Source organism: Streptomyces sp. NPDC048255, from assembly GCF_040652415.1.
GTDB lineage: Bacteria > Actinomycetota > Actinomycetes > Streptomycetales > Streptomycetaceae > Streptomyces.
The window spans coordinates 43,138-57,916 of record NZ_JBEZMA010000014.1; the positions used below are offsets into that span (position 1 = coordinate 43,138).

At 73.5% G+C, this 14,779-nt stretch carries 13 protein-coding genes; 8 read left to right on the forward strand and 5 right to left on the reverse strand.

The window, feature by feature from the left end; genetic code table 11:
• Nucleotides 1–3: 3 nt before the first annotated feature.
• Both AB0D94_RS14300 and AB0D94_RS14305 read right to left on the reverse strand, forming a co-directional pair.
• Nucleotides 4–393, reverse strand: coding sequence for a hypothetical protein (locus tag AB0D94_RS14300; RefSeq protein ID WP_362050903.1), 390 nt, complete (start codon nucleotides 391–393; stop codon nucleotides 4–6).
• Between the two features lie 282 nt (nucleotides 394–675).
• The gene (locus AB0D94_RS14305) at nucleotides 676–1,488 is read right to left on the reverse strand and encodes a hypothetical protein (RefSeq protein ID WP_362050906.1); all 813 of its coding nucleotides are present in this window, start codon (nucleotides 1,486–1,488) and stop codon (nucleotides 676–678) included.
• A 294-nt stretch (nucleotides 1,489–1,782) separates the two neighbouring features.
• On the opposite strand from AB0D94_RS14305, the gene AB0D94_RS14310 reads away from it, so the two are divergent.
• A complete protein-coding gene (locus AB0D94_RS14310) occupies nucleotides 1,783–2,469 on the forward strand; it encodes a transglycosylase family protein (protein WP_362050909.1) in 687 nt (228 codons plus the stop codon).
• A gap of 420 nt (nucleotides 2,470–2,889) precedes the next feature.
• Entirely contained in the window at nucleotides 2,890–3,870 is a 981-nt protein-coding gene (locus AB0D94_RS14315) for a YafY family protein (RefSeq protein WP_362050912.1), read from the forward strand.
• Between the two features lie 334 nt (nucleotides 3,871–4,204).
• Here AB0D94_RS14315 and AB0D94_RS14320 read toward each other — a convergent pair whose 3' ends face one another.
• Both AB0D94_RS14320 and AB0D94_RS14325 read right to left on the reverse strand, forming a co-directional pair.
• Nucleotides 4,205–5,293: a phosphatase PAP2 family protein gene (locus AB0D94_RS14320; RefSeq protein WP_362050915.1), complete on the reverse strand. Its 1,089-nt coding sequence runs from the start codon at nucleotides 5,291–5,293 to the stop codon at nucleotides 4,205–4,207.
• A 248-nt stretch (nucleotides 5,294–5,541) separates the two neighbouring features.
• Nucleotides 5,542–6,672, reverse strand: coding sequence for a glycosyltransferase family 39 protein (locus AB0D94_RS14325; protein WP_362050918.1), 1,131 nt, complete (start codon nucleotides 6,670–6,672; stop codon nucleotides 5,542–5,544).
• Nucleotides 6,673–6,958: 286 nt separating this feature from the next.
• Between AB0D94_RS14325 and AB0D94_RS14330 the strand changes: the two genes are divergently transcribed.
• Nucleotides 6,959–8,605 (forward strand): MFS transporter, encoded by a 1,647-nt coding sequence (locus AB0D94_RS14330; protein WP_362050921.1) that lies wholly within the window; start codon nucleotides 6,959–6,961, stop codon nucleotides 8,603–8,605.
• A gap of 271 nt (nucleotides 8,606–8,876) precedes the next feature.
• Nucleotides 8,877–10,049 carry an acyl-CoA dehydrogenase family protein gene (locus AB0D94_RS14335; RefSeq protein ID WP_362050924.1) on the forward strand — a complete coding sequence of 391 codons (1,173 nt, stop codon included), beginning with the start codon at nucleotides 8,877–8,879 and terminating at the stop codon, nucleotides 10,047–10,049.
• A gap of 9 nt (nucleotides 10,050–10,058) precedes the next feature.
• Here the strand turns inward: AB0D94_RS14335 and sepF are convergent, their stop codons facing one another.
• Entirely contained in the window at nucleotides 10,059–10,508 is a 450-nt protein-coding gene (sepF, locus tag AB0D94_RS14340; protein ID WP_362050927.1) for a cell division protein SepF, read from the reverse strand.
• Between the two features lie 284 nt (nucleotides 10,509–10,792).
• On the opposite strand from sepF, the gene AB0D94_RS14345 reads away from it, so the two are divergent.
• The 4 genes from AB0D94_RS14345 to AB0D94_RS14360 all read left to right on the forward strand — a co-directional run bounded on the left by AB0D94_RS14345 (nucleotide 10,793) and on the right by AB0D94_RS14360 (nucleotide 14,750).
• Nucleotides 10,793–12,259 carry a DUF5685 family protein gene (locus AB0D94_RS14345; protein WP_362050930.1) on the forward strand — a complete coding sequence of 489 codons (1,467 nt, stop codon included), beginning with the start codon at nucleotides 10,793–10,795 and terminating at the stop codon, nucleotides 12,257–12,259.
• A 77-nt stretch (nucleotides 12,260–12,336) separates the two neighbouring features.
• On the forward strand, nucleotides 12,337–13,152 hold the full coding sequence (locus AB0D94_RS14350; RefSeq protein WP_362050933.1) for a DUF1684 domain-containing protein: 816 nt from the start codon (nucleotides 12,337–12,339) through the stop codon (nucleotides 13,150–13,152).
• Nucleotides 13,153–13,288: 136 nt separating this feature from the next.
• Nucleotides 13,289–14,173: a S1 family peptidase gene (locus AB0D94_RS14355; protein WP_362050936.1), complete on the forward strand. Its 885-nt coding sequence runs from the start codon at nucleotides 13,289–13,291 to the stop codon at nucleotides 14,171–14,173.
• 97 nt (nucleotides 14,174–14,270) lie between these two features.
• Nucleotides 14,271–14,750, forward strand: a complete 480-nt coding sequence (locus AB0D94_RS14360; RefSeq protein WP_362050939.1) for a hypothetical protein — start codon at nucleotides 14,271–14,273, stop codon at nucleotides 14,748–14,750.
• The last annotated feature ends 29 nt before the right edge of the window (nucleotides 14,751–14,779 follow it).

Consider the following 14,779-nt stretch of genomic DNA (forward strand, 5'->3'; position numbering starts at 1 on the left):
GGGTCAGTAGCCCCGGCGCGGAGCGGGCGGCAGAGCCGCCGGGATGTGCTGCATCCCGGTCTGGTTCTGCCGCCCGCTCGTGTATCCGGGACTCTCGGCGCCCTGCCCGGCGTAGGCGTAGGAGTACGACGGCTGCGGGGTGTACGAGGGCTGCCAGCTGTCGCTCTGCTGCCATGCCGAACCGTTCCACCCGCTCCCGGTCCCGCCGCCGTACGAGGATCCGCCGGCGCCGTACGTGCCCCCGTACGAGAACGCCGTGAAGCCGAGGCCCTCCTCGCCCGTCCGGTCGCCCGGCAGGGCCCGGAAGGCGCGCAGGTACTCCGAGTACAGCGTGTCGTAGATCGGGGTGTGCGAGGCGGCCGGAGCGCTGTCCCGGTCCCGTGAGGGGCGCATCGGGGGGACGGTGCTCGGAAAGGACGGGGCGCGGGAGGAGTCGTATGAATGCACGTATCAGCCAACGAAACCGTCGCCCTGCGGATGCGGGGTGACCGGGGCGAAAACGCAGATCGCCGGGGGTGCGCGGGACGGACCGCGCACCCCCGGCGCACGCCGCCGGGCTCCCTGGCGGGAGGCCCGGCGGCAGCTCGGGCAGGGGCGAATGAGCCGAAGGGGTGCGGGCCCCACGAGTCGGCAACAGGCGCCCCGGAGGGGAACCGAGCCCCCGGGAAGAGGGGGTCAGGCGGCCGGCGTACCCGCCAGCGGCATCGAGGCGGCCACGAGCTTGCCCCCGGCGGCGGCCTTGTCGAGCGCGTCGCGCAGCAGGTCCTCGCGGGGCTGCTGGCCGATGGATCCGACGGGCGCGGCGTAGATGAGGACCCGCTGGGTCTTGTTGACGGCGGCCCGCCAGCCGTCGGTGACCGACAGCGCCTGGTGCGCCTGCCACCAGGCGACGGGGCTGCCGCCGTCGGTGCCCGGCTGCAGTACGGCGTGCAGCTGGCCGGCGGCGAGGAGGACCGACCAGCCGTTCAGCGGGGAGGGCAGCTCGGCGGTGTCCGTGACCGGGATGAAGCCCTGCTCGATGAGGAGCGGCAGGAAGTCGTCGCCCGGGCCGGTGGTGCCGGGGCGCGCGATCGGCGCGGTCGGCTCGACGACCAGGGCGGGGTGCAGCGCGCCGTCGATCAGGATCAGTCCGCTCGTGATGCCGAGGACGGCCTGGCCGCCGGGCACGTTCTGCGGGCCCTCGCCGGGGGCGGGCACCGACGGAGCCGGGCTGTCGCCGGTGATGCTGCGGACCGCGCCCTGGAGCTGCTCCTCGGAGACGGAGACGACCTGCGAGGGGATGCAGGTGGCGTGGGCGAAGGCGAGGACGGCGGTCTCCTCGCCGACGAACAGCACGGTGCTGGTGGGGTCGTTCTCCGGGTCGCCAGGGGTGCGGCAGGAGGTGCAGTCGTAACTGCGCGGCGCGCCCTCGCCGACGAGCAGCCTCTCGGCTTCATCGTCACCGATCTCGGCACGTACCTCATCACTGACGTCGAGCATGCGCGGCACGGGGTGGCTCCTCGGCATAGGTGCGGGGGCCGGGGTGTTCCCGGCTCGCCGGGATCAACGGGAAAGTGGCGGCCGGGGTCACGCCGTTGGAGGGAACGGAATCGAACCTGGCCCCCGGGAGGGTGAACGGTCCGACCGGCGCGTTGTTTTGTGGCAACTCTTTTCTGCTTGTGCGCAGTTGGTGGCCGCCGATGGCCGTTTGGCGGTGGCCCGCAGGTCGGCCGACCGGGTGGGGCGCGGCGGCGCGCCGCGTGGCGGGCCGAGAGGGCGGCGGGGGCTGCGTAGCGTGACCCGATGCCCTGCCTCCGGAACCTGCGGGCCGCCGGAGCCGCGGCCGCCGCCGTACTGGCCCTCGTACTCCCCGCCGGTGCGGCAGCCGCGGCTCCGCCGCCGCCCGCGCCCGGGCCGGCCGGGGCCGCGCACCCCGGCTCGCCGGGCCTGATCGGGACCGGGCCGGGGGACTGCGGGCCGGGCGGGCAGTGGCCCTGGGACTGCGTGGCCGACTGCGAGAGCAGCGGCCGGTGGGCCGTCAACACGGGGAACGGCTTGTACGGAGGCCTGCAGTTCTGGCAGCCGACCTGGGAGGAGTACGGCGGTCTGCGCTTCGCGCCGCGGGCCGATCTCGCGAGCCGGGAGCAGCAGATCCGGGTGGCGGAGGAGGTGCTCGCCACGCAGGGGTGGGACGCGTGGCCGGCTTGCTCGAAGAGGTACGGGCTGGCGGGGCGGATGCACGTGGTGCGGGGCGGGGAGACGCTGGTGTCGATCGCGCGGACGCGGCGGGTGAAGGGCGGGTGGCAGGCGCTGTACGCGGCGAACCGGGAGGTGATCGGGGAGCGGCCGGGGGCGATCGCGGTGGGGCTGTTGCTGTCGTTGCCGGCGGTGGATCCGGCACTGCCCTTGCCGCCGGGCGCGGCGCCGGTGCCGGCCCCTGCGGATCCGGCTGCGCCGGCGCCCGCGCCTGCGTCGGCTCCGGCTGGCTGAGGGCGGGGCGGCTCACTCGTCCGGGTGCGGCGCCGTTCCCGGGGCTCCGCCCCGGGCCCCGCGCCTCAAACGCCGGCGGGGCTGGATTGGGTGCGGCGCCGTTGCCGGGGCTCCGCCCCGGGCCCCGCGCCTCAAACGCCGGCGGGGGTGGATTGGGTGGGGCGGCGTTGCCGGGGCTCCGCCCCGGGCCTCGCGCCTCAAATGCCGGCGGGGCTGGATTGCCCCGGGCCGCGGCCTTAAATGGAGGCGGGGCTGGATTGGGGTGCGGCTGCGGGGCTGGATTTGCCGGTCCGGGCCCCGGGCCTTGGCGCCGGCGGGGCCGGATTCGGCGGCCCGGGCCGGGATTTGCCGGTCCGGGCCCTCGGCCATGGCGGCGGGGGGTGGAGCGGCTGTCGGTCAGGCACCCGGCACACTGCTGGCATGCTCGAGACCTCCGCACGACTCCTCCGCCTGCTGTCCCTGTTGCAGGCCCATCGCGACTGGACCGGGGCCGATCTCGCGGAGCGGCTCGGGGTGACCGCGCGTACGGTCCGGCGGGACGTGGACCGGCTGAGGGAGCTGGGGTACCCGGTGCACGCCAGTCCCGGTACCGGCGGCGGCTACCAGTTGGGGGCCGGGGCCGAGCTGCCGCCCCTGCTGCTGGACGACGACGAGGCCGTGGCGGTGGCCGTCGGGCTGCGGACCGCCGCCGGGAACGGGGTCGAGGGGATCGGGGAGGCCTCCGTACGGGCCCTGGCCAAGCTGGAGCAGGTGCTGCCGTCGAGGCTGCGGCGCAGGGTCTCCGCGCTGAACGAGTTCACCGTGCCGATGCTGCGCGGGGCGGAGCGGTCCGCGGTGGACCCGTCGGTGCTGACCGAGCTGGCCGCCGTCTGCCGCGACAGCGAGCGGCTGCGCTTCGCCTACCGGGACCACGAGGGCGAGGCCACCCGCCGCGCCGTGGAGCCGCACCGGCTGGTCTGCACCGAGCGGCGCTGGTACCTGGTCGCCTGGGACCTGGACCGGGAGGCGTGGCGGACCTTCCGCGCCGACCGGATCGAGCCGAGACCGCCGCACGGCCCGCGGTTCACCCCGCGCCCGCCACCGGCCGAGGACCTCGCGGCCTACGTCTCGCGCGGGGTGGCGCAGCAGGCGTACGCAGCCCGGGCGGTGCTGCGGCTGAAGGTTTCGGCGGAGGAGGCGGCAGGGGTCATCGGGCCGAGCGACGGGGCCCTGGAGCCCGTCGACGCGCAGAGCTGTCTGTTGCGCACCGGGGCGGTGAACCTGGACGTTCTGGTGATTCATGTCATGCTGCTCGGCTGTGAGTTCGAAGTCGTCGAGCCGCCGGAGCTGACCGACCGGATCCGGGCCGCGAGGGATCTCCTGACGCGGGCGGTGGAGCCCGTAACGGTGAAGGACATGTGACGAATCTGAGGGGGATTCATCTGGTCTGGTCCAGGCGGCTGGTGGAAATCTCCGACGGAATTCGAGCCCCCTCGGGGGAAATTCCAAAGAGCCTTCGAGCCGGAGGTGCGGGGGTTCCGGAAATGAATACACCGCACAGGGCCGGGCGGCCGGAAGTTGTCGACATCCCGTGACACAAGTGTGACCCGGGACGGACGAACGTCCGGGCGCGCCGCTGACGTCCCGCGGGCGCGGCCGCGGGAACGGCGAAGGCGGGCCGGGTGGGTGACCCGGCCCGCCTGGGCCTCGTGCGCGCCGCGGGGTGAGGCTGTGCGTACCGCCCCGCGGAGGTGGTTCAGCCGCCGGTGGCCGGGCGGGCGGCAGCCGCCGTCCCCCGCGCGGCGGCGGGCCGCTCGACGTGGGCCGGGCGGCGGCTGCCGGCCGGGGTGGCCGGGGTCCGCTCGGACCGGATCACGTGCGGCCGGCCGGACAGCAGCGCGGCGGGCCGGGGCGCCGGGGAGTGCGCGGTGAGGACGCCTCCCGGGGCGGTCGCGGCGGGCAGCGCGGCGGGCGCGGGGGCAGGCTCCGCGGCGGCCTCGGGGACGCGCTGGAGCTGCCACTTGCCGCCCGCGGAGAGCAGGGGGGTGAGCGCGACGGCGACCGGCGCGGGCATCCGCCCGGTCTCGGCCCGGCGGCGCAGCAGCTCGCGCAGCTCGAAGACGTACGCCTCCGCGCGGGCGATGAGCGGCTCGAACCAGGGCAGCGCCAGCAGGATCAGCAGACCCGCGGACCAGCCGAGCAGGACGTCGCTGACCCAGTGGGTGCCGAGGTACACGGTGGTGGCGCCGACGCTCAGGGAGACGACCGCGGACACCACGGACAGCACCCGCCGGGTGACCACGGTGGAAGCCAGGTAGGCCAGGATTCCCCAGGTCACGACGGCGTTGGCGGTGTGGCCGGAAGGGAATATATCGCCGCCGGCGAAGAGTTCGGCGGATCCGATCTCGGTGGCGTAGTGCGGGCCGAGCCGGCCGAGGCCGAGCTTTACGGCCCCGACGGTGACGTTGAGCAGGAGCAGGGCCACGCCGAGGGTGATCAGCGGGCGGAGGGTGTGCTGGCGCCACGAGCGCCAGCCGAGCCAGGCCGCGACCATGACGGCGGTGGGTCCGCGCTGGCCCAGGACGACGAGGTAGTCGAGGAAGGCGTGCAGCTGCGGCCACTGCTCGTAGGGCCGGAAGAACATGATCTGCCAGTCCAGCCGGACGAGCCAGGACGTGGTCAGTACGGCCACCACGATGGCGAGGTAGAACACGAGGGTCGATCCGAGGAGCACGACGCGGTGCCGGCTCATCTGCGGGGTTTGCAGATGAGCCGGTCGCTCTGGTTCCCGGTCCAGCCGGGCGAACACCCGCTCCAGACGGGTCAGGATTTGGTCGGTACGCACTCAATCGACGTTACCGCCCACTGCTGGTCGGCCCGGGCGAATCGCGGGCTTTGTGATGACCATGTGATGTGGAGTTCGTCTCACGCGGGAGTTAATTCCCGGCATTTCCACTGCTGTTGGACCGTTTCTGATCCGCTGTCCCGGCAATTATTTCGCACACTTACCCCGACTTTATTGCCGCAGGTCAATTCCTTTGCTGAAAGATGGAGGGAATGATCAATTCCGTTATGTCGGGTCCGCGCCCCCGGCTACGGAGGCCCCGAGCCGTTCAGCCAGAACGCCCCGTAGAGCGCCGACACCAGGGCCGCCGCGCCCAGCACCAGGGCCGCCCGCCGGGTCCGCCAGCGGGCCATGGCCACCGCCGCCGGCAGCAGCAGCGGGAAGGCCGGCAGCAGCAGCCGGGGCTTCGAGCCGAAGTACCCGGACGCGCACAGCGCGAGGGCCACGACGATCCCGCAGTACACGAGCAGCGCCGCCGGCTGCCGCTGCCGTACGCACAGCCAGTAGAGCCACAGCACCAGCGCGACCCCCAGCAGCAGACCGGCCCCGGCCGCGAAGGCCGGGGAGGCCAGCTTCGCCCCGATGAACCGGCCGAAGGCCCAGCCCCCGTCGAAGCCGTTGCCCCAGCCGGCCTGCACGTCCAGGTAGCCGAGCAGCCCGCCGCCCGTCCGCGCGCCGACCCACAGCACGTACGCCGCCGCACCCATCGGCGCCAGCAGCACGCCCGCGGCGAGGGCGCCCCCTCCGGGCCCTTTCCACCAGGACCGCTCCCCGCGCCGCCACGCCAGCACCGCCGCCACCCACACCGCCGCGACCACCGCGGCACCGACCGGGCGGGTCAGCCCCGCGCCGGCCGCGAGCAGCCCCGCCGTCAGCCACCGGCCGCGCAGTACCCCGTACAGGGCCCACGCGGCCAGGGCGGTGAACAGCGACTCGCTGTACGCCATCGACTGCACGATCCCGACGGGCAGCGCGGCCCAGGCGGCGACCGCCAGCACCCCGGCCCGGCGGCCGTGGAGCAGATCGGCCACCGCGAAGATCCCCCAGGCAGCCGCGAGCCCCGCGACCGCCGACACCACCAGGCCGGCCGAGCCGTACGACAGCCCGGTCACGGCCGCCACCAGCCGCTCCAGCCAGGGCAGCAGCGGGAAGAAGGCCAGGTTCGAGTGGACGTGCCCGTTCGGGAGGACCACCTCGTACCCGTACCCCTCCGCGGCGATGCGGGCGTACCAGAGCGAGTCCCAGCGGGCCGACAGCAGCGTGTGCGGGCTGCTGCCCGCCGCCGCCCCCCACGCGCCGAGCACGGTCAGCCCGAGCAGCCGGACCGCCGCGAAGACGGCCAGCGCGGGTGCGGCCCGGCGCAATCCAAGATCTTTCACGGGCATGATTATCGGTGGCGGGGCCCGCAGCGGGTCCGAGAACCACGCGCCGTGAGCGCGCGTGTACGTGGGGGGAGGGCAGACGTGGGAAGAGTGGCGCACACCACACGGCGGCCGCCGCCGGGATGAGAGCTTGACCACGTATCGGTCAGGCGAACTCGCGTACGCTGATCGCTCACTCGCGTGTCGATGCCGGACCCCGTAGGAAGCCGCACAGCGCACCACCCCCGTGGCTCCACAAGACGCTGGTCCGCCGAGTGCGAGGGATCACCTGGGAGGTACATGCATGTCGGGGACGAACGTGACCGGCGACAGGAACCCTTCCCCCTGGCAGCGGATCACCGCGGCCTCCGGCGGGACCAACCGCTGGGTCGTCCTGGCGGTCCTGTGCGTCAGCCTGGTCCTCGTCGCGCTCGACGCGACGATCCTGCACGTCGCGGTCCCCTCCGTCACCGAGGACCTGCGCCCCGGCTCCATCGAACTCCTGTGGATCGTCGACGCCTACCCGCTGGTCTGCGCCGCACTGCTGATCCTCTTCGGCACCCTCGGCGACCGGGTCGGCCGCCGCCGGATCCTCCTCCTCGGCTACGGACTCTTCGGCGTGGCCTCGGCCCTCGCCGCCCTCGCCGACAACGCCCAGGTACTGATCGCCGCCCGCGCCCTGCTCGGCATCGGCGGCGCGATGATCATGCCGGCCACCCTGTCGATCCTGCGCCAGGTCTTCCCCGACCGGCGCGAGCGCGCCCTCGCCATCGGCATCTGGACCGCCGTCGCCGCCGTCGGCGCCGCCAGCGGACCGGTACTCGGCGGCTTCCTCGTCCAGCACTACTGGTGGGGCTCCGTCTTCCTCATCAACATCCCGCTGATGGCACTGATCCTGCCGCTGGGCCGCTGGCTGCTGCCCGAGTCGAAGGGCACCTCCGACGGGCCGTGGGACGTCACCGGCGCGCTGATGGCCGCCGCCGGCGTGCTCGGCGCCGTGCTCGGGGTCAAGCGGCTGGGCGCCGAACGGCAGCTCCTCGACGCCGAGGCACTGGTCCCGCTGATGCTCGGCGTGGCCCTGCTGATCCTCTTCGTACGGCGGCAGAAGCGGCGTGCGCACCCGCTGATCGACATGCGGATGTTCTCCCGCGCCGCCTTCACGACCTCCGTCGGCTGCATCGTGCTCGCCATGCTGGCGCTGGTCGGCCTGGAGCTGATCGCCGTCCAGTACCTCCAGCTCGTGCTGCACCTCAGCCCGCTGGAGACCGGCCTGCGGCTGCTGCCGCTCACCTTCGCCGCCATGGCCGCCGGCGCCACCGGCTCCTACACCCTGGCCAGGATCGGCCCGCGCACGATGGTCTCGCTGGGCTTCGTGCTCACCGCGTTCGCCGTGCTCCTGCTGACGCTCATGGGCCAGCAGGACCGGCCCGTACTGCTCACCGTCGGCTTCGTCCTGCTCGGCTTCGGGCTCCAGACCACGCTCTTCGCCGCGTACGAGTCCATGCTGAGCGAGGCCCCCGCGGCCACCGCAGGCGCCGCCGCCTCGATCGGCGAGACCTCGTACCAGCTCGGCGCGGGCATGGGCATCGCCCTGCTGGGCAGCGTGATGAACGCCGCCTACGCGCCGGGGCTCGCGCACGTCGCCGGGGTCTCGGAGGCCGACTCGGCCGGCGCCGCGAACTCTCTGGGCGAGGCCTACCAGATCGCCGCGCACCTCGGCGGAGCCGCGGGGGAGTCCCTCTACGCCGCGGCCCGGCACTCGTTCGTGCAAGGCCTGCACGTGACGCTGGTGGTGAGCGCGGCGCTGCTGCTCGCGGGGGCCGTGATGGCGCTGAAGCTGCCGCGGGCGATGGAGTGCGAGGTGTCGGCCGAGGGTGAGGGCGGGGCCGTGGCGCTGCCCGCGCAGGCCACCGGGGATCCCTGCCCGAGCCGGGTGGAACACGCGGGCTGACCCCCGCACCCACCCGGGGCTCCGCCCCGGACCCCGCGCCTCAAACGCCGGCGGGGCTGAAAGATCGGGGCTCCACCCCGGACCCCGCGCCTCAAACGCCGGCGGGGCTGGAATCGGCCGGTCCCCGCGCCTCAAACGTCGGCGGGGCTGGAATTGGCCGGGGCTCCGTCGCTGGTGGGGGTGGACGCGTGGGGAATTCGGCGTCTAGCGTCGGCGGCGCAGTGCGGGAACCGCGCCGCACCGACCGTCTCATGCCGCCGGGAGGCCCTTCGTGCCGTCATTCGTACCCACCGATCCGCTCGGGCTCGACGAGCTGCTCGGACCCGAGGACCTCGCCATCCGCGACACCGTCCGCGGCTGGGCCGCCGACCGGGTGCTGCCGCACATCGCCGGGTGGTACGAGAGCGGCGAGCTGCCCGGGATCCGGGAGCTGGCCCGGGAGCTCGGGGCGATCGGGGCGCTCGGAATGTCCCTCACCGGCTACGGGTGCGCGGGCGCCAGCGCCGTGCAGTACGGGCTGGCCTGCCTGGAGCTGGAGGCCGCCGACTCCGGGATCCGTTCGCTGGTCTCCGTACAGGGGTCGCTGGCCATGTACGCGATCTGGAAGTACGGCTCCGAAGAGCAGAAGCAGCGCTGGCTGCCCGGCATGGCGGCCGGCGAGCTGATCGGCTGCTTCGGGCTGACCGAGCCCGACGTGGGATCGGACCCCGCCGCGATGCGGACGTACGCCAAGCGCGACGGCGGCGACTGGGTGCTGAACGGGCGCAAGATGTGGATCACCAACGGCTCGGTGGCCGCCGTCGCCGTCGTGTGGGCGCAGACCGACGAGGGGATCCGGGGGTTCGCGGTGCCCACCGACAGCGCCGGGTTCTCCGCGCCCGAGATCAAGCACAAGTGGTCGCTGCGGGCGTCCGTGACGAGCGAGCTGGTGATGGACGACGTACGGCTGCCCGCGGACGCGGTGCTTCCGGGTGTCACCGGGCTGAAGGGGCCGCTCGGCTGCCTCAGCCACGCGCGGTACGGGATCGTCTGGGGTTCCATGGGCGCGGCGCGCGCCAGTTTCGAGTCCGCGCTCGACTACGCGAAGACGCGGGAGCAGTTCGGCAGGCCCATCGGCGGCTTCCAGCTCACCCAGGCCAAACTCGCTGACATGGCCCTGGAACTCCACAAGGGCATCCTGCTCGCCCACCACCTGGGCCGGCGGATGGACGCGGGCACCCTGCGGCCGGAGCAGATCAGCTTCGGCAAGCTCAACAACGTCCGCGAGGCCATCGAGATCTGTCGCACCGCGCGGACCATCCTGGGTGCCAACGGGATCTCCCTCGAATACCCCGTCATGCGGCACGCCACCAACCTCGAATCGGTCCTCACCTACGAGGGCACCGTCGAGATGCACCAACTGGTGCTGGGCAAGGCGCTCACCGGGCTCGACGCCTTCCGGTGAGAGCCCTGCTCAGCTCTGGTTGAAGAAGTCGCGCGAACGGCCGCCGGGCTCGCCGCTCACGATCTGGGTGTCGGCCGGGGTCAGCAGGAAGACTCTGGTCGCCACCCGCTCGATCGAGCCGCGCAGCCCGAAGGTCAGGCCGGCCGCGAAGTCGACCACGCGCTTCGCGTCGCCCGGGTCCATCGACGACAGGTTCACGATCACCGGGACGCCCTCGCGGAACAGCTCGCCGATGCCGCGCGCGTCACGGAAGCCGTCCGGGGTGACCGTAGCGATGCGGCGCCCCTGCTCCACGGCGGACTCGGAGGCGACCCGGACCCGCGGGTCGGTCACCCACTGCTCGCCGGGGCCGGCCACCGAACCCTGGGCCGGCTCCGCGTAGTCGTCGTCGTAGTAACGCTCGTCGTCGCTGTCTTCCACGAGACCCAGCCAGGCACTCGCCTTGCGCACCGAACCCATGGACGCCTCCTTTCAACGCGGTCAGTCTGTCTTCTCTCCGCTGCCCCTATGGTCGTCCATGATGCTGACAACGCGCCAAGTGGATAGTCGCCGCGCAGGGGTTTCGTGACGGTACTGGTGCAGAACATCCGTTGCACGGTCAAGGGTCCTGGCAGCTACCACTGCTGACTGAGTGAAAATACGACCGGCGCCTCCGTCCGGGTGACCGGCGGGGGCGTACGGGTGAGTGGCGGGGGTCGGTACGATGCCCGGCAGGCACGCGCACGACACACGGGGGAAGCGGTTTGTTCGGCATAGTCAGACCTTGCACGCACCGGCTGGGCGAACGGTTCAAGGCGGAGTGGATGGCCCATCTGTGCGGGCTGTGCCTGGCACTTCGAGGTGACCACGGCCAGTTCGCCAGGATCGTCACCAACTACGACGGGCTGCTCGTCTCCGTTCTGACGGAGGCTCAGTCGGGACCGGCTCCCGGCTCCCGGCGCACCGCCGGACCCTGTCCACTGCGCGGGATGCGCACCGCCCCGGTGGCCAACGGCGAGGGCGCGCGGCTCGCCGCCGCCGTCTCGCTCGTGCTGGCCTCCGCGAAGGTGCGGGACCACGTCGCGGACCGGGACGGGCTGTTGGCCCGCGCCCCCATCGCCATGGCGGCCCGCAAGGTGGCCCGCGGCTGGGACCGGGCCGGAGCCCGTACCGGGGCCTCGCTCGGCTTCGACACCGCGGTGCTCGTGGACGCCGTGGACCGGCAAGGGGGCATCGAGACGCTGGCCGGCCTCGGCACGCCCGTGCTCGTGGTCACCGAGCCGACGGAGACGGCGACGGCCGCCGCCTTCGCGCATACCTCGGTCCTCGCGGGACGGCCAGGCAACGGCCCCGCGCTGGCGGAGGCCGGCCGGTACTTCGGCCGTCTCGCGCACCTGCTGGACGCCGTGGAGGACCAGGCCGCCGACGCCGAGGCGGGCGCCTGGAACCCGCTCACCGCCACCGGCACCTCCCTCACCGAGGCCAGGAGGCTGTGCGACGACGCCCTCCAGGGCATCAGGCTGGCCTTGGCCGAGGTGGAGTTCGCCGACTCCGGCCTCGCCCACCGGCTGCTGGTGCACGAGCTGCGCACCTCGGTGGACCGGGCCTTCGGGACCGGCACCTGCCGGCACGGCGTGACGAACGCGGCCGGCCAGGGGGGCGGACAGCCGCAGGGGTACGACCCGTACGCGGGCAACCCGTACGGCCAGGGCGCCCCGTACCCCAACGGCGCCCCGTACCCCAACGGCGCTCCGTACGGCAACGGCACTCCGTACGGCAACGGCGCCCCGTACGGCCAGGGCGGCCCCTACGGCGGGAACCCGTACGGGCAGCCCGCTCCCGGCGGTCCGGCGGCTCCGCCGCCCGTGGGCCCGGGCGGCCCGTGGGGTCCCGGCGGCGGCGGTCACGGAGGCGGTAGCGGCGGCCACGGAGGCGGTCACGGCGGGCCCGGCGGTCACGGCGGTCACGGCGGGCCCGGCGGTCAGAAGCCGCGCCGCGGGCTGCTGGCCGGCTGCGCCGTCGCCATCGGCCTCTTCTGCACCTGCCAGATCTGCTGCAGCGACCACGAGGGCCCCTGGTCCCGCAAGAAGCGCGACGCGTGGTGCGAGGCCTGCGAGTGCTGCAACTGCTGTCAGCCGAACTCCGCCCCGACCGGCGGCAGCGGGGGCAGTGGCGGCGGTGGCGGCGACGGCGGCGGCTGCTGCGACTGCAACTGCGGCTGCGACTGCTGAGGCACGGTCGGATTCCGCAGGTCCGGACGGCGTACGCCGGGATTCCCGTCCGGACCGGTGTGGAAGGGTTGAGCGGCATGAGCGATGACGCAGACGATCCGCCCGCCGCCTGGCGGAAATGGCACGAGCACCGGGTGGCCACCGTGTCCGCCCCTTACGGCCCCCTCGCGCTGACCGGCACCCACTGGCTCGCCGATTACCCGGAAGGTCGAATTCCGGCCGTTCCGGGGCGCTGGCGCGCCACCGAGGGCGGGGTGGCCCTCTCCGCCGCCGCCGAGGACGGGATCCGCCTCGACGGCGAGCCCTTCACCGGTGACGCCGTACTCGCCTCCGACGGGGCCCCGCCCGCGCACTCCCGGCTCGAAGCCGGGCGGACGCGGCTCGTGGTCATCCGGCGCGAGGGCGAGTGGGCGGTACGCGTCTTCGACCCCGACTCCAAGGCCCGCGCGGCCTTCACCGGCATCGAGGCGACCCCCTACGATCCCGCATTCGCGCTGCCGGGGCACTTCCGGCCGTACGGCGAGGACCGGACCGTCCAGGTGGAGAACGCCGACGGGCGGGCCCGCGGCCTCGGTCTCGGCGGCGAACTCGGGTTCCGCTTCGAGGGCGTCGAGCACACCCTCCAGGCCGCCGTCGACGAGGAGGACGGCAGCCTTTGGGCCGTCTTCGGCGATGCCACCGGCGGGCGCTCGAGCTACCGGTTCCGTTTCCTGAGGCCCGGGACCCCGGACGCGTCGGGTGCGGTGACCGTGGACTTCAACCGGGCCCTTCTGCCGCCCTGCGCCTTCGCGGACCACTTCATCTGCCCCTTCCCCCCGCCCGGCAACACACTGCCCTTCGAGGTCGCGGCGGGCGAGCGACGGCTGAAAGACGCCCTTGCGACCGGTATCTGACGACAGGACACTCCCGACAGCGCTTGTCAGGGGCACGGCCAAAACTCATGCGCCGGTCGTGCCCCCGGCTGCGCCTCACGGGCTGCGGCACCCCCACATCCGCCGGGCCCCATACCCCTCTCCAGGAGGACGAGAAGTGAGGATCAAGCGCATCACCCGTACCAGGCTGCTCGCGGCGGCCACCGGCCTGGCCGCCGTCGCAGCGCTCGCCGCCCCCACCGCGGCGAGCGCGGACACGCCCGACGGCGGACTCGGCGCCGACCGGCTCGCCTCGGCCGGGGCGTCCGTCCTGCGCGCCGACGTCGCGGGCACCGCCTGGCACACCGACCCCGCCACCGGGACCCTCGTGGTCACCGCCGACTCCACGGTCTCGGCCGCGGACATCACGAGAATCAAGCGCGAGGCCGGCAGCAACGCCTCGGCCCTGCGCATCGAGCGCACCCCCGGCAAACTGACCAAGCTGGCCTCCGGCGGCGACGCCATCTACGCGTCGAGCTGGCGCTGCTCGCTCGGCTTCAACGTGCGCAGCGGCAGCAACTACTACGCGCTGACCGCCGGGCACTGCACCGACGGCGCCGGCACTTGGTGGACCAACTCCGCCCGCACCACCGTGCTCGGCTCCACCACCGGATCCAGCTTCCCGACCAACGACTACGGCCTGATCAAGTACGCCAGCAACACGCCGGTCCCGCCGGGCACCGTCGGCGGCCAGGACATCACCAGCGCCGTGAACGCGACGGTCAACATGTCCGTGACCCGGCGCGGATCCACCACCGGCACCCACAGCGGCCGGGTCACCGGCCTCAACGCCACCGTCAACTACGGCGGCGGCGACATCGTCTACGGCATGATCCGCACCAACGTCTGCGCCGAGCCCGGCGACAGCGGCGGCCCGCTCTACTCCGGCACCCGCGCGGTCGGCCTCACCTCCGGCGGCAGCGGCAACTGCTCCTCGGGCGGCACCACCTTCTTCCAGCCCGTCGTGGAGGCCCTCAACGCCTACGGGGTCAGCGTCTACTGACCGTGACCCACGCGCCCCCGCCGTACCCCTGGACGTCCTCCCGCCTTCTGGGAGGATGTCCAGGGTGACCGTGTCCACGGGGGAGGCAGGTTTCCGTATGAAGCGCATCGGCGTGACCGGGCACCGGTTCATTCCGGGCGAGGTGCTCGGCCATGTGGAGGACGCCCTGCGGGCCGTACTGGGCGGTCACCAGGGGCCCTTGGAGGCCTTCTCCAGCCTCGCGGAGGGAGCCGACCAGCTGTTCGCCGTCATCGCGCTGGAGTACGGCGCCGACCTCACCGTGGTGATCCCCAGCGGGGACTACGAAGGCACCTTCGAGGACGCCGCGGCCCTGGCCCGCTACCGGGGGCTCAGGCACCGGGCCGCCCAGGAGGTCCGGATGGACTTCGCCCGCTCCACGGACGAGGCCTACTATGCCGCCGGCACCTACATCGCCGACTCCTGCGACCGGCTCGTCGCCGTCTGGGACGGACTGCCCGCCCGCGGGCACGGCGGCACCGGCGAGATCGTCGCCTACGCGCGGGCGCTCGGCAAGCCGGTCACCGTCATCTGGCGCGAGGGCGTGACCCGGGACTGAATCCCGGGAGCCCGGGCCACACCTCCACC